Raw genomic sequence first — 24,759 nt, 5'->3', positions numbered from 1 at the left:
CTTTAATGCAGGATGGTTATTTGGTCGTCTTGTACTTCAATCTTCAACGTGGTAAAAGGGTGGACATGTCCGGCAATAATTTCTTTTGCCAGTTTCGTTTCAATATGACTTTGCATATATCTCTTTAGCGGACGGGCACCATATATTGGATCGTATGCCGCTTGAGCAATAAAACGTTTTGCGTCTTCTGATATTTCTAGTTGGATATTTTGTTCGCTTAAACGTTGCCGTAATTCATTCAATAGTTTTCCGACAATCCCTACAATATTATTTAATGTGAGTGGTTTGAACAAAATGATATCGTCTATTCTATTGAGAAATTCTGGGCGGAACGCCGTACGCAGTTGTCCCAATACAAGCTCTTTTGTTTTTTCGTCAATCTCTTCTTGGTCCCCTTCTCGTTCCAATAGGTGCGCGGAACCAATATTTGAGGTCATAATGATGACCGTATTTTTGAAATCCACTCGTCTTCCTTGGGAATCGGTAATCCGTCCATCATCCAATACTTGTAATAAAATATTAAAAACTTCAGGATGGGCCTTTTCAATTTCATCTAATAAAATAACAGAATAGGGTTTTCTGCGGACTGCCTCCGTCAGTTGTCCCCCTTCTTCATAACCAACATAACCAGGTGGTGCCCCGATTAAGCGTGAGACTGCGTGTTTTTCCATATACTCTGACATATCGATGCGGATCATATGCTCTTCACTATCAAATAAAGTTTCCGCAAGAGCCTTTGCCAATTCAGTTTTTCCCACCCCTGTTGGTCCTAGGAAGATAAATGAACCTATTGGTCGATTCGGATCTTTGATCCCTGCTCTTGCTCGTAGTACGGCGTTACTCACGAGTTCCACTGCATCGTCCTGTCCGATTACACGCTTATGCAAAATAGAGTCTAACTTTAATAATTTTTCCCTTTCCCCTTCAACCAATTTCATAACAGGAATTCCTGTCCAACGTGAAACAATTTCGGCAATTTCGTCCTCCGTAACCTCTTCTTTCACAAGGCGATTTTCATCTTCCTGATGAGCAATGACTCTCTCTTCCATTGCTTGCAATTCTTTTTCAATGGCTGGAATTTTTCCATGGCGGAGTTCTGCCGCACGATTGAGATCATATTGATTTTCGGCGTCTTCTAACTCTCGGCGAAATTTCTCCAATTCCTCTCTTTTTCCCTGAAGTTGTAAGATTTCATCTTTTTCAGATTGCCATTTTGCTTTCATTTCATCTGCTTTTTCTTTTAGATCTGCTAGTTCTTTCTGAAGGATCTCTAGACGTTCTTTACTTGCCTCATCCTCTTCTTTCTGAAGGGCCGCCTCTTCAATTTCCAATTGCATCACTCTTCTCGTTACCTCGTCAAGCTCGGTGGGCATTGAATCAATTTCCACCCGAATATTGGCACATGCTTCATCAACAAGATCAATCGCTTTATCTGGCAGAAACCGGTCCGTTATATAACGATCAGATAAAGTCGTTGCCGCTACTAAAGCTCGGTCATGAATATTGACCCCATGGTGAATTTCAAACCGCTCTTTAAGTCCTCTTAATATGGAAATGGTGTCTTCCACGGTTGGCTCAGAGACTAACACCTTTTGAAAACGCCGCTCTAAAGCCGCATCTTTTTCAATGTGGAGACGATATTCATCTAAAGTAGTCGCACCAATACAATGTAGTTCTCCTCGTGCTAGCATCGGTTTCAGCATATTGCCAGCATCCATCGCACCTTCCGTTTTTCCTGCCCCGACAATGGTATGAATCTCATCTATAAATAGCAGGATTTTCCCTTCACTTTTCTTCACTTCTTGGAGCACAGCCTTTAAGCGTTCTTCAAACTCACCACGAAATTTTGCACCTGCAATTAAGGAACCTATGTCCAATGAAAAAATCGTTTTATCCTTTAATCCTTCTGGCACATCTTTTCTAACAATCCGTTGTGCCAATCCTTCAACAATAGCCGTTTTCCCAACGCCCGGTTCCCCAATTAAAACAGGGTTATTTTTTGTTTTTCTTGATAAGATGCGTACAACATTGCGAATTTCCTGGTCACGGCCAATAACAGGGTCATGCTTCCCTTCCTTCACTTCGGAAACAAGATCTCTACCGTACTTCTTCAATACTTCATAAGTTGCTTCAGGGTTTTGTGACGTCACATGCTGTCCTCCTCTAATCCGGTCAATTTCATTTTTCAGATTTTTTTCTGTAATGCCTTTTTGAGATAAAAATCTAGATAATTGATTGTTAGATAATTTCATTAAAGCTAAGGCAATATGCTCGACAGATATATACTCATCTTCCAATTTTTCCTTTGCTTTTTCTGCTTCTCGTAACAGACTCTGTAAATCAGAACTAAGGTATTGTCCTCCTTTAATACCTTCCCCTGTTACCTGGGGTTTTGTAGCCATGTACCGATCAAGTTGTTGTTGAATTTCACTTTTTGCTACTCCTAAGCCTTCATATAAACGAGCCAGCAAACTATCACTTTTTTCTAACAAGACATACCATAGATGAATCACATCCAATTCAGGATGACTTTCCTTCACGGCTTTTTGCTGTGCCTCAACAAAGCCTTCTTGCATCGTCATCGTCATGTTGCTTAGATCCATTTGCTCACATCCTATCACTCGTTTACTCTAAGTTTCTTGTGCTTTTCTTCACTTACGAAAAACAGCGGAAGGCTTCCAAAAGGAGCTTTCCGCCATTCGATCATTGACTAGGGTATTACTAGTCTTCTGTTAACAAATTCCCTATTCTAACCTTTTTAAACGTGACAATTCAGGATATGCCCAAAGCGATTTTTGCATAACGTGACATTTTATCCTTAGACCAAGGTGGACTCCAAACGATATCAACATCGACTTCTTTTACCTCAGGTATATCTACAAGAGCCGCATTTACCTGATCGACAATCACAGGTGCCAGCGGGCATCCCATTGAGGTTAATGTCATCGTCACTTTTGTCAATCCATTTTCATCCATATCAACGTCATAAACCAAGCCTAGATTCACAATATCGATTCCAAGTTCTGGGTCAATGACTTGTTCCAACGCACCCATGATATTTTCTTTCAAAGCTTCATCCATGCTTTTTTCCTCCTTTTAGAACTGTCTCCTTTATTCTATCATACCAAAACCGTGGGAAAATCAAACTAAAATGATCCCGTTATTTAAGACAATTGTCTATATTTTTACAGCCGAATTATGTTGAGGAAATAAATGATTTTCAAACCAATCAACTGTTTTTAAAAGGGCCTCTCGACTGACCTTATGACCTGCTTTCGCATCTACAATAAATTGTAAATTGGCAGGTACTTTTGTATATGCCTCTTTACTTTTCTCATAAAAATCAAAAGTTGGCTGAAATGGCACAATCGGATCCTGCTTTCCGTGCCAGATTAACAAGGGCCGTTGTGCTAATTTTTCAGGATTCATGCTTAAATCAAAAGGCTTTAAAGATGCATATTCATGCTCTAACTCCTGATCTGAAAAAGGAAGTTTTACTCCTGCTTCTTTTAGTTGTCTAATTTGGCCTCTTGCTAATTTCTCGTAACTCGGGCTACCCATTAAGGAGACAGCTGCTTTAATCCATTTATATTGTGTAAGGGCCCCAAAAGTAATAATACCGCCCATAGAGGTACCAACAAGTCCGATTTTCTCAGGTTTAGCTAGCTCTCTGTTAACGAATTCGTTTTTCAAAACTTCCAATTCAGAGATCGTCTGAACAACCATCCTCCAAAATTGGAACATCAATTCTTTGTTGCTTTGCCCATTACTTCTTTCACCGTGAAGATGAACATCCGGTAATACTACTCGAAATCCCTTTTCTGCCAATAAATAAGCAAAGTGAAGATTATGTTCCTTCGCAGACGTAAACCCATGAATAAAAAACACCATTGGCTGTGCAAGATCACGATATTCATCTTTTATAACATGAAGAAATGGGATATCTTTTAATTTTTCATTATGAATCTCAATCATGCTGGCTCCCCTTTACAAAATTGACTTTCAAATATCTTCATCTTATCACTAGAAAGAAAAAGTGCCAAATGTGGCAGTTTTTTATATGCTTTTTCCAGTTAGTGATTGTACTTTTCACATAAAATCGGTAAACTTAAGGCAATGAACGACGGCTTTATTATATTTTATCCATAGGAGTGATTCGGGATGACGGTTAAATTATTTGCAGACAGTGCGTCTGATTTGCCATTATCATATTTTCAAGAGCATGACATTCAATTAATCCCTCTCCAAGTTCATTTAGATAACAAAAATTATTTAGATTTGGAAACCATAACACCTAAAGAGATATACAAAGAAATTCGAGCAGGGAAAATGCCAAAAACATCTCAAGCCTCCCCTCAATTATTTCAGGAATTATTCACTAATTTAGCGGAACAAGGTCAGAAAGGTTTGTATATTGCGTTTTCCTCTGAGTTATCGGGCACGTATCAAACGGCTGTTATGATCCGGGACCAAGTGAAAGAAGAATACCCAGAATTAGAATTAACGATTATTGATAGCAAATGTGCATCCATCGGTTATGGATTATGCGTAAAAACAGCAGTTGAAAAATTAAAAGCTGGTGCAACAATAGAAGAAATCATTGCTGACGTTGAATTTCATTGTCAACATATGGAACATTTATTTACTGTTGAGGATTTAGATTTTTTGGCAAGAGGCGGCCGACTGTCTAAGGCTTCAGCTTTTTTAGGTGGATTATTAAATATTAAACCCCTTCTTCATGTGGAGGATGGGAAACTCGTGCCGATCGAAAAAATTCGTGGAAAGAAAAAATTACTGAAGCGAATGTTAGATGTGATGGAGGAACGCGGCGTCAATCTGCAAAATCAGACGATTGGTATAAGCCATGGAGATGATGAGGAACTCGCACTAGAAATGAAAAAAATGATTGAAGAACGATTTGGCACCAAAAAATTCTATATTAATATTATTGGTGCTGTGATTGCCTCTCATGCTGGCCCCAGTACACTGGCGATCTTTTTCCTAAACAGTGAACAAGCATAATATCTCCATTTAACAGGAAAACTAAACATCATTTCCACATGAAAGGAGATTGGTAAAATGCGTTACAACACTTCAGATAACGACAAAAAGGCTAGGGATAACCAAGCTACTCAAGAAGCTAAAAATGAATTACGTGAAAGAAATCGCAAAGCCGGAAAAAATCAATATTCAAAGAAAACAGATCATCTGTAAACATTGGGGAGCATACCGCTCCTCATTTTTTAATAATATGCAGGTTGTTCCCCCTTGCTTAATCAACTATAATAAGAGGAAGTATATTTTCGGGAGGGAAAAAGATGGCAAAAGAAAATTCATTTGATATTGTTTCAAAAGTTGATTTATCAGAAGTGACGAACGCGATTAATATTGCCATGAAGGAAATTCAAAATAGATATGATTTTAAGGGGAGTAAAAGTGAAATTAGCCTACAAAATGATGAACTTGTTCTCATTTCCGATGATGAATTTAAAATGAAACAACTAAAAGATGTATTACTCAGTAAACTAATCAAAAGAGAAGTGGCGATTAAAAATCTGGACTATGGCAAGTTAGAAAGTGCCTTTGGTGGAACGGTTCGCCAAAGAGCGAAAATCGTCCAAGGAATTGATAAAGAAAATGCAAAAAAAATCAATACACTCATTAAGCAAAGTGGTATAAAAGTTAAAAGCCAAACTCAAGATGAACAAATCCGCGTAACAGGTAAAAATCGTGATGATCTTCAACAAGTCATTCATCTTATCAAAGAGGCCGATCTACCGATTGATGTTCAATTTGTCAATTATCGATAATCTGCATTCATACATAGAGAGAATCATAAAAACACCGAACAGAGAAGCTCAGTTCGGTGTTTTAATACGTCCGTTTGCTTTTAATCAATCGGCTTGTTCTTTCCTCTCCGCCATGCAATATACATAAATAGGCCGAACAGGGCAAACACAATAAAAATGGAAAGGATAAACAGAATATTATATCCACTCTTTTCCATCAATTTATAGATCTCCGCTTGATCTCGATCAATCACAAGCTGATATTCCCCATCTGCACTTCTCACAAGATCATTGTTTAATAAACCTCTTAACTCTTTTTCGTCCTCTAATTGCTCCTTAGATAGGCGAACGGCTTGATCTTTCGTCGTATTATTTACGGCAATGACCAGCGTATCTGCTTTGTATTGTCTCTGGTAGACGACCATCCCATCTTTCTCATACAGGAGTTTGATTGTACCCCTTGTTAAAGCTGGTTGTTCCTTACGAATCTGACCTAACTTTGAAATATAATCACTTAATTCCTTATCCGCCCGAAAATTCATTAAAGGAATATTTTCAGGCAATTCTTTACCATCTACCGCTGTTTCCGTCGCATAATAGACCATTGGCATTTCTGGTTGGGTATATAAAAATGCTAAAGCCTGTTTCCACCCAGTAATAGGATAGGTCCCTTTCTCAAGCATTTCCGTTGTAAATCTAGGTGTATATTGATTATCAAAAAAAGCAATTCTTCGAGAAAATTTCTTTTCATTTTTTTCCCATAGATCAAATAGAGGTTGAAAAGATTGATTCGGTTCGGAAAGTTCTTCTCTCAATAACCGATTTAGAGGAACATTTACCATACTATCAAATCCAAGTTGATCATAAGCCTCTAATTCGGTTTGATCTAAGTCCTTTTCAAATCCTGTAATAAATATATCTGGTTTTGCTTTCTTGACTTCTGAAATAAAGTGCTCCCAATAAGCCGGAGTTAATTCTTTAAGATGATTCATCTGAATCCCATCTACCCCGACATCAATCCAAGAAAGAGTCGCCGATAAAAGAACTTCCTCTAAATTCGGGTATTCCTCTGGAGACATCACAGGTATTTCAAGGATCATTTTCATTTTTCGTTTGTGTACTTCATCTACAAGTTGTTTAAACTCCTCTATCGTGCCAAAATGGGGCTCAGGTTGTGTATAATCCTTTACCCACTCCCCATGAAATCCCCCTTCTTCGTTAGCAAAAATAGAAGAAAGTTGCACAACAGTGAAATTCATCTCTTTTATGTAATCAAGCTGATCTATAATCCCCTGGAAATCACCACCCTGGTAGCGTAATGGATCTTGGACATTTACGTCAAAGTCATTATCCACATCCCCATCTGAGAAGCGATCAACCATAAGGGAATAAATCATTTCATCTTGCCAATCCTGTCCGTTGATTCCTTCTGCACCCACTGTGATAGGAACTAAAAGAAATAATGGACTCAATAATATTGTAATCATGAATTTTTTTAACAAAATCAATACCTCCAAGAAAAAAACCGCACACATGCGGTTTTACGATGCAAACCAATTCCAGCCTAGTGGAAGCCTTGCACCAAGATAAAAAGTGACAATAAATGCAATAATAAGAATGGTCCAGAACACCCCTGTTTTTTTACCTAACTTCGTTCGAATTAAAACCATTTCCATCATCGCGATCACAACGACACCAAAAAGAAATTTTACTCCGTAAAGAGCTGGGTCAGTACTACCCCATTTTGAAAAGAGCAGCACTCCTGTCGTGATAATCAATAAATAAAAAACACGTAAGATCATTTGCACGATCGTCATCGCTTTTTCTTTGCCACTTTTATGTAGAGCGACAGCAACAATAAATAAAATAATAGCAATCACCCACGTTGTAATATGGGCATCCGTACGATCAAACATTCATTTTCCTCCTTTCAAAGTACTAGCAGATTAACAATTTGGTTTCATATTATCATATATAGGCTAAAAACCACAGGATTAACCATTTATTTCACAATATTGTACATTTTACCTATTCATTACCTTTCACTTGCGGATAGTTTCTTCTTATTACGACCATAAGTAAGCATGCGCCAAAGTTTTTCTACAGGACCTTGCTTAAATTTAGATAACCATATTTCCGCAAAAATAACTTGTAAAACAAAAATACCAATCGCTAACCATGTGCCACCGGCTACAGATATCTTTCCGTATAAGCCTAAACCATATGAATAAAAAATCAATGTACCAATAATAGATTGGCTTAAATAAATTGTGATCGACATTCTTCCCGTGTTTGCCAGGGGTTTTAATAATTTTGCCATAAACGGACTAGACATCAACAGAACGATAAGAGCAATATAAGCGACACTTAATAATGGACCACCAATCATATCTTGTATATATTGATTGCTGATTGTTTGACCAAATGCAATTGGGAGGATCTTTCCAGCCAAACCAAGTAATAAAAACACAAAAAATAATACGGTCCATAATACCTTATGACGATTCGCTTTTTCTAGCCATTTTAATTTTGCTGCTCCTGCTCCAACCATCATAAAAGGGAGGATCATGAAAATAATCATAATAAAGCTAGCCGGTCCATTCGTCATATACCAATCTAGTACACGCCTTTGTGTGACTTCCCAAAACGTGCCATTTGCATAGACGTCGGCGGAAAGTTGAAGATTCATAATATCCGTAAAATCTCCAAGAGTAGATGTATCGATGAAAGAAACCATGATTAAGATAAAACTCATAAATAATTGTGGGAGTATGTATACAGCAACCCCTATAGACAGTAGGAGCGGACCAGATAACCTAAGCATAGGTAATAATAGTAATCCCATTAAAGCATATATGATGAGAATGTCCCCATGCCAAATAAGAAAGGCATGAATGATTCCAAACATCAGTAGGACAAGGAGCCTGCGAACACTGACCTTCCAAAATGAAGTTTCTTTTGAACGAAAGCGATCCCTCATTAGCACCATTCCATAGCCAAACATCATAGCAAATATTGGATAAAAGCTCGCTTGAACCAAAATATCAATCCACATGTAAGATGTTAAATCATCATACTGCCACCATTCATACGGATTATAATAACTGAATGGTGAATGAAAACTCAGCATATTGACAATAAAAATCCCTAGTAAGGAAAAACCTCTTAAACTATCAAGAGAGTGCAAACGATCTCTTGATAAAGTGGGACCTAATGAATATTCCATAACTTAATACTCTCCCCCATCTCCTTTTCTTGCATCCTATTTATTCTAACCTTTCCGCGCTTAAAAGCACAATTCCTTTTCCTTTTTCATAAGATAAATTGTTACAATATCGCGAATTAAAATTTTCCCCAATCATAACACATAACAAAGGAGTGAACGGTAATGCCTGGTTTTGTCGGAGCCGTTCAAATCATTACGCTTAGTAGCTCTGGGACTTTTAACGTTGGGGATGTTTTTCAACTACACCCTGTTTCCTCATCTAAAGTATTTGCAGGTGCTGGATCATTTAATACAGGCGATCAAATCGCTGTCACGAATCATTATTCCGCTACAAATACGTATGATAGCGACACACTAGATCAGGGTATTATGTTTACACTTTAAAGCTTTTCATTGGGAGAGAACTTTATGACGATTCACATTCAACAATCCATTCATATTCAAACGATCAGAATTGGCGCCCTTACCAATTCCTCGGTTCTGCAAATTGGGACAGCCGGTGTGATTACTCCTTCCTCTCATTTGTACAATACAGGAGGTTTTAAAGGTCCTGCACCATCTATTGCAATAACTGGTGAAGCAGGTGAAGCTGGGTCAGAAGTAAGTCTTGTTCCCTTAGGTTAATGAATACTCTGTTTGAAGGTGGTGCAATATGGATCCTTATTACTTCCAACAACTTTATGAACAGGTCCAACACCAGCAAAAACAACTAGAATATCTAAAAACATCCCTTGATAAATTAAATACTGAGCTTAGCCAACTGAAAGAAAAACCATCCATTGTTGTGGAAAAATTAGACTATAAATTTGATCAATTAAAAGTCGAAACATTGGAAGGGACATTAAATATTGGATTAAATCCATCAGACCTTGAAGGTATCGAAGATATGTCTCTGCCCCCCAAGCGACATAGTGATCATATGCAATTAAAGGAACAGCTCCTTAAAAGGGTGAATCAATACCTAGATGAGAACGTGGACTCTGTTGTAGAAGAAACCGAAAAAAAGCTTAATAAAAAATTGGATATCCAGTATAGAAATCTGATTAAAGAGGATATCCAAAAACAATTACCCGCAAGAGTTGACCATTATATTCAGCAATCAATCCACCATTCAAACCGGGAGCAAACAGAGAAACAGCATTTAGACAATATCTATCAACAAATTATCGGAGACATTAATCAAGGCATTTATGCTTTCATTTCACAAGTACCCCAAGGGCAAGATAGGAAAGATCATTAAGAAAAGTGTCAGCGCCCGTTTTATAAATAACGACTAAGAAAAAAGGAGATTTGCAATGAATTTACATGTCATTAATCGGGAGCTTTGTGTGGGAGATATCAAAATAACAGGTGTTACAACTTCATCCTTATTATTAGTTGGCGATGCAGACACGATTCAATTAGCTTCCACTTTTGATACCCCACCAGAGTCCTTAATCATCGGTCCCTTTGTTCCACTTCCACCGGAGGATGAAAATGTGGAAACGTAATTCAATGGTTGAAACCATTCATATTACCAACATCCTTTTCAGTTCCATCCTCGAAATTGGGGATACTGCCCAAACTAGAGGATTCAGTCGAGCACTAGCTGACCAACGTAGAGAAGAAATCTTTTTTGGTAAGGAAGGAAATTTTGGTGCTTACTCTATTTTTTCTGAACCTACATTGATGCCCATATTACCTGAGCTCCCCAAAATCCAAAAATACCAAGCTTTACCTAATATTAGAGTTAGGAGCATCCGAATTAAAGGACTTTCCGCTTCCGCGATCACGCAAATTGGAAGCACCCACAACGTATACATGGATTCAAGAGTACATCATATAAGACATATTCCTGCTGAAATCATGAATAACGAGGAAGGAGAGTAAAGAATGCCTGCCCTAATTGGACCTGTACAAATTTTTAATGTAGAAGGCGGAACTGTGCATTTTGGGGATACGGCCGTGATCTCCCCTAAATCGGCTGCCAAAACAACCACTGGATCTGGTTCCAACAGTTCAGGAGCCTTTGTCGCTGTTTTAAATGGGATTAGTGCAAATGGAACGGTTGATACCAATTTAATTGATCAGCCGACCCTTGGAAATAATTAAAGACTAGGTGTTGATCACCTAGTCTTTCACTTGAGGCCAACAGATTAATTTCAAGCTACAACGCCCACTGATAACTGTATATCAGCATAAAAATGAATCCAAGTATTTTTTATAATGATAGAAAATGTCCCCCATCAAAGAAATATAAATATTTTTCTTTTACAGGGACTCCCCATATATTTTGCAGGGCTTGTTCATATAAATCCAGCTGTACTTGATAACGTTTAGTCAGGATTGGTTTGGCTTGAGAAAAACCATCTGGAAATTTACCTTGAATCGCATCTGTTTTATAGTCTAATAGGAAAATTCCATCCTCATTTTCCCATACACAATCAATAATTCCTTGCACCAAAATATTCTCCTCTTGGCTGTCCCAATCAGGATAGACGGTATGAGCAGGGATTCCCATCGTAAAAGGTACTTCTCGATATACTTTATCGGCTGTTAGCAATTGCTTTCCTAACTTATGCGCAAAGAAGTTGACAATTTGCTCACTTGGAATAGCATCCTTTTGCTCCAATGTAAGAATTTCCTTCCCTACGAGTTGATCCAGCAGTTCTTCAATGGACTGTATTGTTGGAAGGTGCGTTAGATGAATATGTTGCATCACTGTATGCATAGCTGTTCCAATTTCAGTTGATGATAGATGACCTTTTTTCTTCATAAACTTTGGCCGATCGTAGAGGAGTTTTTGCTCTCGATTGACCAATTGAGTGCCGCTTGCCTCATCCTTTATTTCAAAAAGTCTTTTTAGTTCCGTCACCGATTGCTTCGACATCTTATGTGTGGCAATGGAATATGGGTAATTCCACTGAAGTCTTTTATAGATCTCTTCTTTTTCAGGTGAGGTAAACGGAATAGCTTCTCCTGCCTGTACATTTGTTAACCATTCCTCATCGATCGACTCCTCTTCATCAACTTTAACCGCTAAAGATTTTTGCGAGACAATCTCTATTCTCCATTGGGAAGGGTGCTGAAGAGGATTGAATTCCATTCCGTTAGAAAATTCCTTCGTTTGTTCATGCCGCACAAGCGCTCGGCCGATCCAATCTAAATAAGACGTCGCAGCAGCTCGTTCATGGTCTCGGAGTAACCATCCAGATGTCTTTGCTACACTTGACCATTTTTTCACTTCTTTTTCGAAGTTCTTTACACTGCCAATTAAATACAATTTCTCCTTCGCTCTTGTCATAGCAACGTATAATATTCTCATTTCTTCGGCTAGTAATTCCATTTTTTTCTTTTTCCTTAAAGCAATTTGAGGAAGTGATGGATATGAGATCCGTTTTTCTGGATTTACGTATTTACTTGCAAACCCGAATTCCTTATCAAATAAAAAACTACTTTGAATATCCCTCATATTAAACTTTTTCCCAATCCCACCTATAAAGACAACAGGAAATTCCAACCCTTTACTGGAGTGAATGGTCATAATCCGAACGACATCTTCTTCCTCGCCAAGCGTACGCGCTACACCTAAATCATTTCCTCGCTCTTGCATTCTTTCAATAAATCTTAGAAAACGAAACAGACCACGAAACGAAGTTAATTCATATTGACAAGCCCGATCATAGAGGGCACGAAGGTTTGCTTGGCGTTGTTTTCCACCAGGTAATCCACCAACAAATTCATAAAAGTCAGTATCCCGGTATAATTGCCAGATTAATTGGGATAAGGATCCTTCTCTAGCCAAACTCCTCCATTCATCTAACTGAGCAAATAATTGCGATACACGTTGGTGTGCCTGCGTATATTTCGGGTCAGGTATAGAAGCAATAAATTGCTTCATCGCTTGGTAATAGCTTTTCTTTCTCGATTGGATCCGAATATGAGCAAGTTCCTCTTCATTTAGACCGATGATTGGGGACCGAAGAACAGCCGCAAGTGGAATATCCTGATCCGGATTATCGATTACTTTTAGCAAAGACAGCATAATAGACACTTCGATTGCTTCAAAATAACCCGTCGATAAATCCGCGTAAACGGGTATCCCTAAGTTTTTACACTCATCCATAATATCTGGAGCCCAACCGAGTGAACGTACAAGGATGACAATATCTTTATATTGAACTGGTTTTTCATCTTTAGATTTTAAATGGTAGATTGTTTTGCGCTCATCGATCATCGTTCTAATTTTCTGTGCGATGAGGCGAGCTTCTAATTGAGATTGCTCAAGCTCCATTAAGTCAAAATCTTCGCTTTCAGCTGATGGATCTTCTTCCTCGTCTGACCGATTTACGAGTGAGATTTCTACTGGATATGGATCAGATTCAGATTCTGCGTAAGCAGCTCCCTTTACTAATTCAGCATCTTCACTATATTCAATTTCTCCAACTGTAGACCCCATAATTTGTTTAAAAATAAAATTAACACCTTCTAAAACTTCTTGTCGACTGCGGAAATTCTTGGATAAGTCAATCCGCAGACCAGAATCTTCACCACCAGGGGTAAAACGTAAGTATTTATCTAGGAAAAGATTCGGCTCTGCTAAGCGAAAACGATAAATGGATTGCTTAACGTCTCCAACCATAAATAAATTTCCGTTTTTCTCATCCTCAGCCGCGACAAGCCGAAGAATGGTTTCTTGAACTAAATTGACATCTTGATATTCATCCACCATAACCTCTTTGTACTGATTGCGATAGGCGAGGGCGATTTCCGAAGGTGCAATCGCCGAGTCTTCTTTATTTAAGAGAATTTCTAAACAAAGATGTTCCAAATCAGCAAAATCAACAAGCCCTTTTTCAGCTTTTTTTAAGGAATATTGATTGGCGAATGTTTTCACTAAGTCAATCAAGCTTTTCAGAATCACTTTCATTTCTTCCATATCTTTTAAAAATGAAGCTGGTTTTCTTGAAAAGAGCTCTTTTTTCAATTTTTCTAATATGTTTTTAGCTTGTTTGCGATATTGATCCGCATCCTCGATTAATTCGGGATCATACTCCTCCCCTTTACAGGGTTTTGCCCTTGAGAATCTCCATTGATTCATAACCTCATAAAGATTCTCCCACCCTTGCCAATAGGCCTCTTCCATTCCTTTCACAATCAAAAGATCATCCAGATAGTTATCTTCTCTTGGAGAAGGACCACCAGGAAGTTGGGCGATCTCCACCGCTGCTTGAAGCATTTCTTTCGCGGCAGCTAACTGAAGCTGAACATCAAATTTTAATGCGCTAATAAACGGTAATTCATCAATCGATTGGTCATCCGCGAGATCATACATGTCCACAATTTGATTTAGCCACTGATCAGGATTGGGATGTGACCTAGAAAAATCATACAATTTAAATACCAATTCTTGTAAGGCATGATCACTGCGGTCATTTGTGAAAGTATCGACAAGTTGGAAAAAAGCTTCATTTTCTTTCAAACCATATTCATATTCAAATACCTCGTCTAACACTTCATCACGAAGAAGGTCAGCCTCTGTTTGGTCAGCAATTCGAAATCCTGGATCAATATCCACTAAATAATAATGACTTCTCACCACATTTAAGCAAAATGAATGCAAGGTAGAGAAAGAAGCACTATTTAAAAGACCTAATTGTCTGCGCAAATGAGTCGATGTTGGGTCTTCCTCGATTGCTTTTTCCAAAGCCTCTCCGATCCTATGTCGCATTTCTGCTGCGGCAGCGTTGGTGAATGTAACGACCAGAAGTTGATCGACATTAACTGGATCATCTATTGATATTATTTTTTTAATGATCCGTTCAACAAGTACGGCGGTTTTACCTGAACCCGCTGCAGCGGCAACTAAAATATCCTGCCCTTTGGCCATAATGGCTTTCCATTGATCATCTGTCCATGTGACAGATTTAGGCTTTATTGGAATGATCGTTTTCATAAACAGCCTCCTTTATCATTGCCAATGCATTGTTCACTGATCGTTTAGGGATGAGGCGATAATCATTCTCCTCTTGTGAAGGATCAAACTGACAGACAGGTTTAAAAGCACAAAATTGACATGGTGTTCGATCATTTAATTTATAAGGAGAAATGGACACCTGTCCATCCATAATCCGTTCTCCTGAATCTTTATAAAGTTTTCTTACATATTGTTGTAGGCTGTCAAAGTCTTCACGGCTAGCGGCGCTTGATCTAGAAGTTAAGTGACCATCCTTTTTCAAACCGGCCGGGATAAGATCTGATGTCCCAGAAGATAAGGAAGTATCCATTAATTGGACCACATCCGCCTGTCCAAGAAGCAGGCCTTTCATTTTAAATTGCTTTAAAATTTCCTTTTCAATTTGATCTTCTGGTAAATTTTGCTCGCTATCCACCATAGGGTTATGAACATGAAAATAAAGGACACCTGCTGGAATGGCTTCTGTTCCGATTAATTGTGGTGCATGCGTAATGACAATATCCAAATAGGTCAGCATTTGTAGAGACAATCCATATAAAACTTCATTTAAATCCAATGCTCTTGCACTAGACTTATAATCAATCACCCTTAAGTAGAGACCATTTTCATCTTCCGCTTTGTCCACCCGATCAATTCTCCCTTGAAGCTGCATCTTTGTGCCATTTTTGAGCGTAAAGGTTAAAGGGGGTAGATCTTTAAATGGCCCGAAAGCCAACTCTATTCCAATTGGATCAAAACCGCTCGATTGCGCATGTTGTCCAAGAATAAAAGTTGCTCTTGCAATAATTTGCTCCAGTTTTCTTTTTATATAAAAATAACGATTGGTGCTTAACAATATCTGGTTTAATAGCTTGGGTGCTAATTGATGTACCGCGTCTTTCGCTAGTTTTATACATTCTGAATGATTTAGATGTCTCCACTCTACATTCTGATGTTTGATTTCATTGGCAATCCACTTTAATGCCGCATGGAATAGATCTCCTATATGTGGAGCTTCCAAGCGAAAAATATCTCTTTCATGTAACCGAAGCCCATGTGCACTAAAATGCGAAAATGGACAAGCATGGAATAATTCCATTCTCGACACACTTGCTAGGATTTCCTTTCCATATAACGCTTGACTTGTTTCACCTGAAAGCTTTCTTGCCTTATTACTAGAAAATAAGCTGGATAAAATATGTCGAGCTTTTATTTTTCGCGTAGGATGCTCGACGAAAAAATTATACACATCCCACCAAAAATCGGCGATCGGATAATTCCTTTTCTTCATTTGCAATTGCCTTGATAAATAGGCAATGGCTGTCGTCGGATGATAGATATAGGATAATTGTTCTTCAAAATCCAGTTCGATCGGCTCACTCACTTCATAGCTCTTTTTCATTTCTGGAAATAGTCCTTGAATTCTCTTTAAATATGGAGAAGGCAACAGCGCTTTTCCCTCTTCGTTTGCAAGTGGATAAGATACATATAATTGCTTACTTGAAATGGTAAAGGCACGATAAGCAACAAAATCCTCATCTAAGGCAAGGTCCTTTCCACTTGGAGCTAGTTTGATACCCTTTTCTTCTAGACTTGTCCGATCCTCATCTGAAAAAACACCATCATTTTCAAAACTTGTTGGTAAGACACCATCATTCAAACCTGCTATAAAAGCAACCTTCACATTAGAAAGTCTGGATAACTCCATATTGGCAACGGAGACTTGGTCGATTGCAGGTGGAATCAAAGAAAACTTGGCAGCCTCCAAACCCGCTTCTAATATAGAGATAAATTTTGTCATAGATAATGGCTCTTCACCGAGAATCTCAACAAATTCATCCAGTAATCCGATGACCATATCCCAAGCTTGGTCATGCTCCCTAGCAGCATGTAACCTTCCTAACTTCTCAACTTCCAAACTCCGCACTTCAAGTTTTCTAGGAATTTCAAGTTCTTCCAACAAGAGATATACAGCTTCACATAATTCCCGGCCATTTTGTGCCTTTTTCAATCGTTTAGCCAATTTCTGTAATGGTGCAACAACGAGCTCACGAGAAGCATTTAATTCAGCCTCCAGCTCTCTTTCCTCCTCTGTTTGCGGTACATTTTCCATTTCCAAACCAACATAACGTTTATAAGTCCATTTCTGCGAGTTTGTCCATTGCTCTCCTTTTATTCCATTGGCTAAACAATAATTTTCAAGGCGATCCATTTTCTCTCTTAACTTTGATAGATTTTCATTTAATGGGAATAAAAGATCCGTTTTCACCGCTCGAAAAACAGGCTCATATCGCCATTGACTACTTACTACTTCCAAAGCGCTGCGAATAAATTCAATCAAAGGATGATTGAGCATCGTTCGTTTTTGGTCAAGGAAAAAAGGAATGTCATAATCATAGAAAACAGTTTCTAGCATTTCGTGATATTCATGTTCATTTCTTAACAAAATAGCGATATCTTTATACCTAAACCCCTTCTCCATGACAAGTCGACGAATTTCTCTGGCCACTCCTTCTATTTCCGCGCGACGATTAGCAGCGATCTTTAATTCAATCGCTGGAGATTCGGTAAATGGTTGATGGGGACGTTTTTCAAACTGAGACTGAAGATGTTGTAAGCTTTCTTCTTCAAATCTTTTGCATTGATATAAAAAGACATCGTCCTCTATTTGAATATGGTTAGAGCGCATCAACTCAAATAATCGAGAATACGTTTCACCCGTCGTTCTAAATAAATATAAGTCGTCTGGCATCGTGCCATATTTAAACGGGCGATCAAGCACAAGAGCGATCGAAACCCGTTTGCAATGGTTCGTCAATTCCTCAATAACCCGGTATTCCTGTGGTGTAAAACTATGAAATCCATCAATATAGATTTCCGCGTCTTTTAGATAGCTTGAATCTTTAATGGATTCTGCCAGTAGATCTAGATAATCATTTGTGCCTACATGCTTTCCTTCCAAACCTTGAATAAATTTACTATACAAAAGTTCTAAATCATGTAATTTATCAGCAAGCACACGTGTCGAGGCTCCAAATGCTAAATCTGTTTTTTTCTCAGACAGTTCCTCGGGTGTAATACAATAATGCTGAAATTCAGTTAACACTGTCTCAATTTGTTGAATAAATCCCGTTTTATCAGAAGCTTTTTTAAATAGCTTCAGTTCTTCTTTATGATCCTCAATAATTTTACGAATCAACATATTCATACCTGTGCTCGTAATCCGTTTCCGTCCCATTCCACCTGTTTCCTGTAGAACACGCCAGGCGAGCCTTGTTAGACTATACACTTGAGCACGGATCATCCCAGTAATACCCGAAGTATTGATGAGCTGATATTCTGACAAAAAGGTCATCTGTTCCGGAACAATATACAAAATCGGATGACCATTTGGATCATTTTCCAATTTCTCTTTTATTTCATCTAAGAACAAGGTCGTTTTCCCTGTTCCTGAACGTCCAATCACGAATCGAAAAGACATCTATTCCAACTCCTTTTGTTATGGAGGGTATATTCATTTTCAATCATCTATTATATCATAAAGAACATATATTCCTACCAAAAAAGTTACCTATACAAAGGTAACTTTTTCGATTATGTCTGTTTTTTTCTTATACGTCTAGCTCCACCCAGCGACTAGCAAACTTTCGGTGCCTGCTTGCGTAAGTCAACAGGATGTTGGTCAGAACGGCGTTGCGACGTACAAGGATGTACTAGTGCAGACGAAGCGACAGGACGTCACGATTGAGTCTGCCGCCAGGACGGCGCGATTTTAGCCGTTCAACCTTATTAACCAAGTTTGTACGTCGTTAAACGGGCGCTTACGCTTTTGTTCCGATATTTATGTAACTTTCTCCGTTTTTATCCTCGCTCATGTACCTTCTCTTCAATTTTACTTTCAATTTGTTTTCCGATAAACCAAAGTATCGTAATAATTACTAACACAATAGCCGTCCGAACAGGTTGTTTAATTAACGAGATTATATCATATCCGATGAAACTTAATGTGAAAATCATTACAGCTTTTCCAGCAAATACAGCTATCATATATTGATAAATACTGATCTTTGAGATTCCCGCTACAATATTCACAACAGCAGAAGGAGTGAATGGAAAACATAATAAGAGAAACAAGGGACCGAACCCTTTTTTCTCCAACCAGTTTGTTAAACTTTGGAATTTTTTTCGCTTTAATAAAAAGTGAAATATGCGTGTATTTCCATATCTACGAACAAGCAGAAAAACGAGAAGTGCACCTACCGATGCCCCAATCCAGGAGAATAGAAAACCCCACCCAAGTCCAAAAGCATTTGCATTGGCTAATACAAAGAGAAACAAAGGTAAAAAGGGCAGAAAAGCCTCAAGCAATGGCAATAAAATTCCTGGTAGTGGTCCAAATGAACGATAGTGGTCAATCAAATCCGTAATATTTTCCAATGTGAACCAGTCTTTAAACGAATGAAAGTCCATAATTTGCTATTCCTCGATCCATCATGCAAGATATTCTACTAAAAATTATATCATAAACAGATTTTCCTTTATCTATTTTTAGTATACCTTTCACAAATTCGGCTAAACTTTCTCTCTGCATTTTCATTAAAAAATCGTTCTCTTAAAAGTTATGAACCTTTGTTCCCGATCTTACAGGAAGTATGGTGGATGCAGAACCCACCATTTATCATTTCCATTTTCCTCTACCCTTGGATGGGAGATTTAGTTGGTGATAGATATTTTTCAAACCAATCCCGTATATATTCTAACCGTTTGATTCGGAAATCTGTTTTCCCACTCCGGGATAATTCATGATTGGATTCAGGAAAACGAATAAACCTTGTCTCTTTGCCATTCTTCTTCAACGCAATAAATAACTGTTCTCCTTGTTCAATCGGACAACGATAATCTTGTTCACTATGCAAAATTAATAGCGGAGTCTTAACATGCTTCACATATTTGAGAGGAGAATGTTTCCATAATTTTTCTATATCCTCTAAATCAGATAGTATTTGCCACTCAGTAAAATAATAACCTATATCACTAACACCGTAGAAACTAATCCAATTACAAATCGACCTCTGCGTAACAGCCGCTTTAAAACGATCTGTATGCCCTACAATCCAATTGGTCATAAATCCACCATAACTACCACCCGTCACACCAAGTCGTTCTTGATCAATATACTCAAAGGAACGAAGGGAAAAATCGATAGCAGCCATTAAATCCTCATAATCTCCCCCACCATAATCTCCCCGCACAGCATTCACAAATTCTTGTCCATATCCATGGCTTCCCCGGGGGTTGACATATATCACAACATACCCTTCCTCTGCCAAGGTTTGAAATTCATGAAAATAGGTATTTCCATACATAGCATGAGGGCCGCCATGAATTTCTAAAATAGTTGGATATTTTTTTCCTTCCTGAAAATGGACTGGTTTCATGATCCAACCTTGGACCTTCCAACCATCTTTTCCTTCAAATTCCATCATTTCAGGACAAGATAATTCTCTTGTGGCTAAAAACTCTTTATTTACTGTTGTTAACCGCTCCTTCTTTCCAGTTTGCAAATGCACATAATACAGATCACCCGGATCAGCTGGCGAGCTAATACATGCAAGAGCGGTATCGTTCCTAGGATTAAGGGAAAAACCATATACATGTTCATCATCATTGAGTGCTGGATACATTTCGCCAGAAACGTTTCCAAAATAGATCAGTGTATTTCCATGATCTGTTATTTGAAAATAAAAGCTTTGACTATCATTCAACCACTGTACACGTGGAGATACGACGCCTTGCAGGAAATCACCGACAATGAAATCGCCAACCGGTGCATCTAAAGCTTCAGTAAGGCAAACTTTTGTCTCTTTCTCTACATCATACAACCATAATTTTGCTTGAGTCGCATTTTCATATTCACGTTCGCTTCCTACGTAAGCCAAATAACGGCTATTAGGTGACCATGAAGTCTGAGAAAAACTGCCTCTTCCAGCTGTTAAGTTTTGGCTTTGTTTCGTTTCCAATTCCAGTAGAAAGACATCATTCACAAATGAAAAATCAGTGTCTTCTGCTACATCAGCTATATAGGATATGTATTTTCCATCTGGTGACCATGCTTCTAAATGACAATGGTAAGTTTTGTTTGTTAATTGTTCAACCTCATTTTGCTCCAAATCCACGACAGCAATCTGGGTAATCAACTCTACATCAAGAAAGCCGCCCGAATCCGATTTATATTTCATTTTATCAACAATGAGTGGTTTCATGCTTTTTTCCTTTTTCTCTTTATCAGGGCGATCATGAATAGTCTCATCTTGTCCAATTTTCGTTGAAAAGGCTAATTTTTTCCCACATGGAGACCAAACTGGATTTGTTGCCCCATTTTTAGAAAAAGTAACTTGCCTCGCCTCTCCGCCATGTTTAGATATAATGTAAATTTGCGATTGACCATCACGTGAAGAAACAAAAGCAATCTGGTTTCCGTCAGGAGACCAAACAGGTGACGAAGTTTTCCCTTGACTAAAAGTCCATTGTAGCGGTTTCTTTTCGTCTAAATGCATGTAAAAAAGATTAGAGATATAATCATCTGTTTCCTTATCTATATGAGTTTCAATATAGACCAGTTCTTCTCCATTTGGTGATAATTGTGGGTCTGCCACTGTTTTCAATTCATATAAATCGTTTGGCTTGATTCCTTGCTTTCTTTCCATCCAACTCACTCCCCTTGGGTATTATTAAGGATCAAAGGCTAAATTCGCGCCGTCCTAGCGCAACGCCTTTGTGATCAACATCCTGTTGGCCTCTCCCTCTTATCTTTTTCCAAAATTTGCTACTTGTCAAATGATTTATGGCTGTGTAAAATAATCAGAACAAACGTTCCTAAAAGGAGATTGGATATTATGTCAAGAATTCCAACAAACGATTTAGAGGTCATTGAGCAGGCCATTTATTTGCCTATTTTACTGAAGATTCTACAACGTGATTTACAATTAATTGAAAAAACACCTTTTAAACTAGGAAATCCATACATAAAACTTATCGAAGAAACGATCGCAACGATTCAAAAAGATTTATCCAAGGTAAAATATTATATGAGCCACCACGGAATCAAAGTTCAACGTTTAAAATCGGATGAAGCCTTTACAATGTATTGCTTTTTTTATAAGGGCTATGAAGAATTGCATAATTACTTCAATCCGAAGTTACGGCATAAGACTGAGGAATTGATGGAGTTTTATATAAGAAAGAAGAAAATATAGAGATGCATTTTCAGCTAATCGCGATGATTCAACCCAATTAACCCGCTAGGAGCGGATCAATTGGGTTAAGTTATTTTTTTGGAAACCTTGACTAAATCTCTTAATTATTTATATGGCCTATACGGCCCTCTTTCTTCAGATGCCTTCATAAAATATGATTGCTTAAACATATTATACATCTCAATCCGTTGAACACTTTTCTCATATTCAATTCTAAGCATGGCTGTTCGCGACATTTGGGTTCCAAAGGGAACAGACGAAATCGAAACAGTATATTCACGATTATTTAGAAACTTCACAACAGTCGTGGCCTTAACGTTTCCCTTTCGAAAGGACTTTACTTGATCATGGGCAATCCACGCACAAAATTCATGTTGAGGTGACTTAGTTGGAAAAAAATAAATGGGTGTATGCGATTCTAAGAGGATAGGTGCTTTGTGGGTAATATTAATTAATTGTCTTGTGCCATTACGACGCCCTTCGTAATCGCATCCATAATATCCACAATTTCTTTTAATAATGCTGAGTGGTGACTCTGCCGAATAATAAAGCTCATCCACTTCAATTATTTCAGTTATGCTTTTTCCTTCCCTTTCAATCGGTCTAATCATTAGGGTAAAAGGATTGATCAAATATTCTTCAATTAGTTCTTTATTCACATTTTTCTCCTCCTACATATAGTTCTATATTCACAGAACAGTATATCTTAAGATTCATATAATGTCAAAATAATCCAAATGTAAATTTTAAAAAATCACATTGGAAAATTCCAATTATTCAATTGATTTTTTCCCGTTTATTCGGTATAATTAAAAAAAGTGTCAGAGGTGATCAGCAATGGAAAAAAGAAAATCTTACCAAGAGCTGCTAAAAGAATATACAATGACACAAAACAAAAATAATACTCAAGAAATGCAATGGTATGTTGAATTTATTTTAAATGATCTCTTGCAGCAGAGAAAAGAACGGGAACTTCGGATAGCTATCGACCATGCACTTGATCAGAATGACCGTAATGCTTTTAAAAAATTATCAAAAGAGTTAAAAGATCTTATTGGATATTGAATCCCCTTACAAGGGGATTTTTTGTTGTAAAAAGCAAGGAGAAGAAAAACATGTTTTCTTCTCCTCACCCTATTCTTACTTATTAAGTTCATATTCATCAATCTTTTTGATACGTTCCAGCATCGTAGGGTGCCCATAACGGAATATTTTCACCAAATACGGAGGATTGACTTGACTAAGTCCTGCTTTTGTTAAACTTTGGAATGATTCGATCCCAGCCTCCTTATCCTGGGTCATTTCAATCGCATAGGTATCTGCCCTCGACTCTTGGTAACGGGAAACCATATTCGTTAGCGGGCTAGCCGCAAACAATAGAACAGATGTGATCAATAGAAAAGCAGGTAAGGAACTCAAGCTGCTCATTTTTTCCACTTTCCACTCTTTTCCTCGTCTTGCTAGCCAACGCTCCATTAGTTTAGCTGTAAGCCAAAGCCCTATTAGCGATAAGAGGATATAGCCAGCCATGCCAATATAGATATGCTTCTCAACATAATGCCCCATCTCATGTGCCATGATAAACAGAATTTCTTCCTCACTTAATCGTTCAAGTGTCGTATCCCAAAGAACAATCCGTGAATTGGAGCCTATCCCATTCACATAGGCATTCAACGAGTTTGTTTTAGTAGACATATCTACCTCATAGACATGTTCAGCTGGAATATTCGCTTTATCCGCCATCTCGAGAATTTTTGTTTCAAGTTCTTTATCCTTCAAAGGATAAAAATCATTATATAACGGATCAATCACAACAGGCTGGATAAACATCATGAATATGGAGAAGGGAATCATCAGTCCCCAAGCTGCAAGCCACCATCGTTTCGGGAATTTTTTTATTAAAAAATATAAAACGGTAATCACAACAAACATTGTTCCATAACTCACCCAAAAATCAATCAACTTATCTTTCATCCACCCCGAGAAAGTCTGTGTTGAGATCTGGTATGATTTCGATATGGTAAAGGATAAATAACTTAAAGGGAACATAATAATAAAAGAAGTTAGAGACAACCAAAATAAATAAATGGCTGATCGAATGACATAGAACTTAGATGTATGGTTTGCCCATCTTTCAAATGTAGCTGATACACCAAAAATCAAAATCAAGAAATAAAATAACCATTCATAAGGCGTCGCTAAGAAAAAAAGCAAATTGCGGATTCTAGAATAATCTTCACTTAGCATTAGTTCTCGACCATTTAGAAAAGTTGCCGGATCAACCGCTGTTCCACGCAACGCTTCTGGGACCGCGGTATTCGCGAAGAAAAACAAATAAGCATACATCGCTATTCCAAATAAAAGATACAACACAATGGCACGAAAAGCCCATTTACGAATCATAATCTCCCCCCTTGTCCATCTCTCGTATTGTCAAAAAATCTATAGTAAAAAGTTAATCCATCCTTGACTTAAAAGGGTTTATAAATAAAAAACTTGCCACCCCCTAAATTCTGAGGATAATTGAGGTTACCAGACCACCAACATCCCAGA

General features: G+C 37.9%; 23 protein-coding genes. 11 read left to right on the top strand and 12 right to left on the bottom strand.

All coding sequences use genetic code 11. The features are described from left to right. Positions 1–2: 2 nt before the first annotated feature. The 3 genes from clpB to KI363_RS08555 all read right to left on the bottom strand — a co-directional run bounded on the left by clpB (position 3) and on the right by KI363_RS08555 (position 3,975). On the bottom strand, positions 3–2,603 hold the full coding sequence (gene clpB, locus KI363_RS08565) for an ATP-dependent chaperone ClpB (protein ID WP_158320576.1): 2,601 nt from the start codon (positions 2,601–2,603) through the stop codon (positions 3–5). Positions 2,604–2,772: 169 nt separating this feature from the next. Beyond that, positions 2,773–3,081 carry a metal-sulfur cluster assembly factor gene (locus KI363_RS08560; RefSeq protein ID WP_158320577.1) on the bottom strand — a complete coding sequence of 103 codons (309 nt, stop codon included), beginning with the start codon at positions 3,079–3,081 and terminating at the stop codon, positions 2,773–2,775. 96 nt (positions 3,082–3,177) lie between these two features. Next, on the bottom strand, positions 3,178–3,975 hold the full coding sequence (locus tag KI363_RS08555; protein ID WP_158320578.1) for an alpha/beta fold hydrolase: 798 nt from the start codon (positions 3,973–3,975) through the stop codon (positions 3,178–3,180). 186 nt (positions 3,976–4,161) lie between these two features. On the opposite strand from KI363_RS08555, the gene fakB reads away from it, so the two are divergent. The 3 genes from fakB (at position 4,162) to KI363_RS08540 (ending at position 5,810) form a co-directional block, all read left to right on the top strand. Beyond that, positions 4,162–5,022, top strand: coding sequence for a DegV family protein (gene fakB / locus KI363_RS08550; protein ID WP_158320579.1), 861 nt, complete (start codon positions 4,162–4,164; stop codon positions 5,020–5,022). A gap of 57 nt (positions 5,023–5,079) precedes the next feature. Further along, positions 5,080–5,214 carry a DUF3941 domain-containing protein gene (locus KI363_RS08545; protein ID WP_158320580.1) on the top strand — a complete coding sequence of 45 codons (135 nt, stop codon included), beginning with the start codon at positions 5,080–5,082 and terminating at the stop codon, positions 5,212–5,214. A 104-nt stretch (positions 5,215–5,318) separates the two neighbouring features. Continuing rightward, the gene (locus tag KI363_RS08540; protein WP_158320581.1) at positions 5,319–5,810 is read left to right on the top strand and encodes a YajQ family cyclic di-GMP-binding protein; all 492 of its coding nucleotides are present in this window, start codon (positions 5,319–5,321) and stop codon (positions 5,808–5,810) included. Between the two features lie 80 nt (positions 5,811–5,890). Here the strand turns inward: KI363_RS08540 and KI363_RS08535 are convergent, their stop codons facing one another. The 3 genes from KI363_RS08535 to KI363_RS08525 all read right to left on the bottom strand — a co-directional run bounded on the left by KI363_RS08535 (position 5,891) and on the right by KI363_RS08525 (position 9,015). Further along, the gene (locus tag KI363_RS08535; RefSeq protein WP_212966112.1) at positions 5,891–7,291 is read right to left on the bottom strand and encodes an alpha-amylase family glycosyl hydrolase; all 1,401 of its coding nucleotides are present in this window, start codon (positions 7,289–7,291) and stop codon (positions 5,891–5,893) included. A gap of 39 nt (positions 7,292–7,330) precedes the next feature. Continuing rightward, positions 7,331–7,705: a YisL family protein gene (locus tag KI363_RS08530; protein ID WP_158320583.1), complete on the bottom strand. Its 375-nt coding sequence runs from the start codon at positions 7,703–7,705 to the stop codon at positions 7,331–7,333. Between the two features lie 119 nt (positions 7,706–7,824). Beyond that, complete coding sequence (locus KI363_RS08525; RefSeq protein ID WP_212966111.1) at positions 7,825–9,015, bottom strand: DUF418 domain-containing protein; 1,191 nt, start codon at positions 9,013–9,015, stop codon at positions 7,825–7,827. A 162-nt stretch (positions 9,016–9,177) separates the two neighbouring features. Here KI363_RS08525 and KI363_RS08520 point away from each other — a divergent pair, with 162 nt between their 5' ends. From KI363_RS08520 to KI363_RS08495, 6 genes are read left to right on the top strand one after another with little or no spacing between them, the layout of a single operon-like run. Then, on the top strand, positions 9,178–9,399 hold the full coding sequence (locus KI363_RS08520) for a spore germination protein (RefSeq protein ID WP_158320585.1): 222 nt from the start codon (positions 9,178–9,180) through the stop codon (positions 9,397–9,399). Positions 9,400–9,423: 24 nt separating this feature from the next. Then, entirely contained in the window at positions 9,424–9,639 is a 216-nt protein-coding gene (locus tag KI363_RS08515) for a spore germination protein GerPB (RefSeq protein ID WP_212966110.1), read from the top strand. A gap of 28 nt (positions 9,640–9,667) precedes the next feature. Next, the gene (gene gerPC / locus KI363_RS08510; RefSeq protein ID WP_158320587.1) at positions 9,668–10,255 is read left to right on the top strand and encodes a spore germination protein GerPC; all 588 of its coding nucleotides are present in this window, start codon (positions 9,668–9,670) and stop codon (positions 10,253–10,255) included. Between the two features lie 55 nt (positions 10,256–10,310). Further along, complete coding sequence (locus KI363_RS08505; RefSeq protein ID WP_158320588.1) at positions 10,311–10,505, top strand: spore germination protein GerPD; 195 nt, start codon at positions 10,311–10,313, stop codon at positions 10,503–10,505. Next, complete coding sequence (locus KI363_RS08500; RefSeq protein WP_191967329.1) at positions 10,492–10,884, top strand: spore germination protein GerPE; 393 nt, start codon at positions 10,492–10,494, stop codon at positions 10,882–10,884. The genes KI363_RS08505 and KI363_RS08500 overlap by 14 nt, the downstream gene beginning before the upstream one ends. Positions 10,885–10,887: 3 nt before the next feature. Continuing rightward, entirely contained in the window at positions 10,888–11,106 is a 219-nt protein-coding gene (locus KI363_RS08495) for a spore germination protein (RefSeq protein ID WP_158320590.1), read from the top strand. A 109-nt stretch (positions 11,107–11,215) separates the two neighbouring features. Here the strand turns inward: KI363_RS08495 and addA are convergent, their stop codons facing one another. The 4 genes from addA to KI363_RS08475 all read right to left on the bottom strand — a co-directional run bounded on the left by addA (position 11,216) and on the right by KI363_RS08475 (position 21,657). Beyond that, positions 11,216–14,950 (bottom strand): helicase-exonuclease AddAB subunit AddA, encoded by a 3,735-nt coding sequence (gene addA / locus KI363_RS08490; protein WP_212966109.1) that lies wholly within the window; start codon positions 14,948–14,950, stop codon positions 11,216–11,218. Beyond that, positions 14,922–18,431 (bottom strand): helicase-exonuclease AddAB subunit AddB, encoded by a 3,510-nt coding sequence (gene addB / locus KI363_RS08485; protein ID WP_212966108.1) that lies wholly within the window; start codon positions 18,429–18,431, stop codon positions 14,922–14,924. Before addB ends, addA begins: the two co-directional genes overlap by 29 nt. Positions 18,432–18,811: 380 nt before the next feature. Then, the gene (locus tag KI363_RS08480; RefSeq protein ID WP_212966107.1) at positions 18,812–19,420 is read right to left on the bottom strand and encodes a TVP38/TMEM64 family protein; all 609 of its coding nucleotides are present in this window, start codon (positions 19,418–19,420) and stop codon (positions 18,812–18,814) included. Positions 19,421–19,644: 224 nt separating this feature from the next. Continuing rightward, complete coding sequence (locus tag KI363_RS08475) at positions 19,645–21,657, bottom strand: alpha/beta hydrolase family protein (protein ID WP_212966106.1); 2,013 nt, start codon at positions 21,655–21,657, stop codon at positions 19,645–19,647. Positions 21,658–21,846: 189 nt separating this feature from the next. Between KI363_RS08475 and KI363_RS08470 the strand changes: the two genes are divergently transcribed. Next, positions 21,847–22,206, top strand: coding sequence for a YhjD family protein (locus tag KI363_RS08470; protein WP_158320595.1), 360 nt, complete (start codon positions 21,847–21,849; stop codon positions 22,204–22,206). 104 nt (positions 22,207–22,310) lie between these two features. On the opposite strand, the gene KI363_RS08465 is transcribed toward KI363_RS08470, so the two are convergent. Then, positions 22,311–22,865 carry a competence protein ComK gene (locus tag KI363_RS08465; protein WP_158320596.1) on the bottom strand — a complete coding sequence of 185 codons (555 nt, stop codon included), beginning with the start codon at positions 22,863–22,865 and terminating at the stop codon, positions 22,311–22,313. Between the two features lie 178 nt (positions 22,866–23,043). On the opposite strand from KI363_RS08465, the gene KI363_RS08460 reads away from it, so the two are divergent. Further along, positions 23,044–23,271 carry an IDEAL domain-containing protein gene (locus KI363_RS08460; RefSeq protein WP_158320597.1) on the top strand — a complete coding sequence of 76 codons (228 nt, stop codon included), beginning with the start codon at positions 23,044–23,046 and terminating at the stop codon, positions 23,269–23,271. Positions 23,272–23,346: 75 nt separating this feature from the next. On the opposite strand, the gene KI363_RS08455 is transcribed toward KI363_RS08460, so the two are convergent. Next, on the bottom strand, positions 23,347–24,609 hold the full coding sequence (locus tag KI363_RS08455; RefSeq protein WP_212966105.1) for a M48 family metallopeptidase: 1,263 nt from the start codon (positions 24,607–24,609) through the stop codon (positions 23,347–23,349). Between the last annotated feature and the right edge of the window lie 150 nt (positions 24,610–24,759).

Source organism: Lederbergia ruris, from assembly GCF_018332955.1.
GTDB classification, from domain to species: domain Bacteria; phylum Bacillota; class Bacilli; order Bacillales; family Bacillaceae_C; genus Lederbergia; species Lederbergia ruris.
The sequence above is the reverse complement of the archived record's forward strand: the minus strand, read 5'-3'. Positions and strand labels throughout refer to the sequence as shown.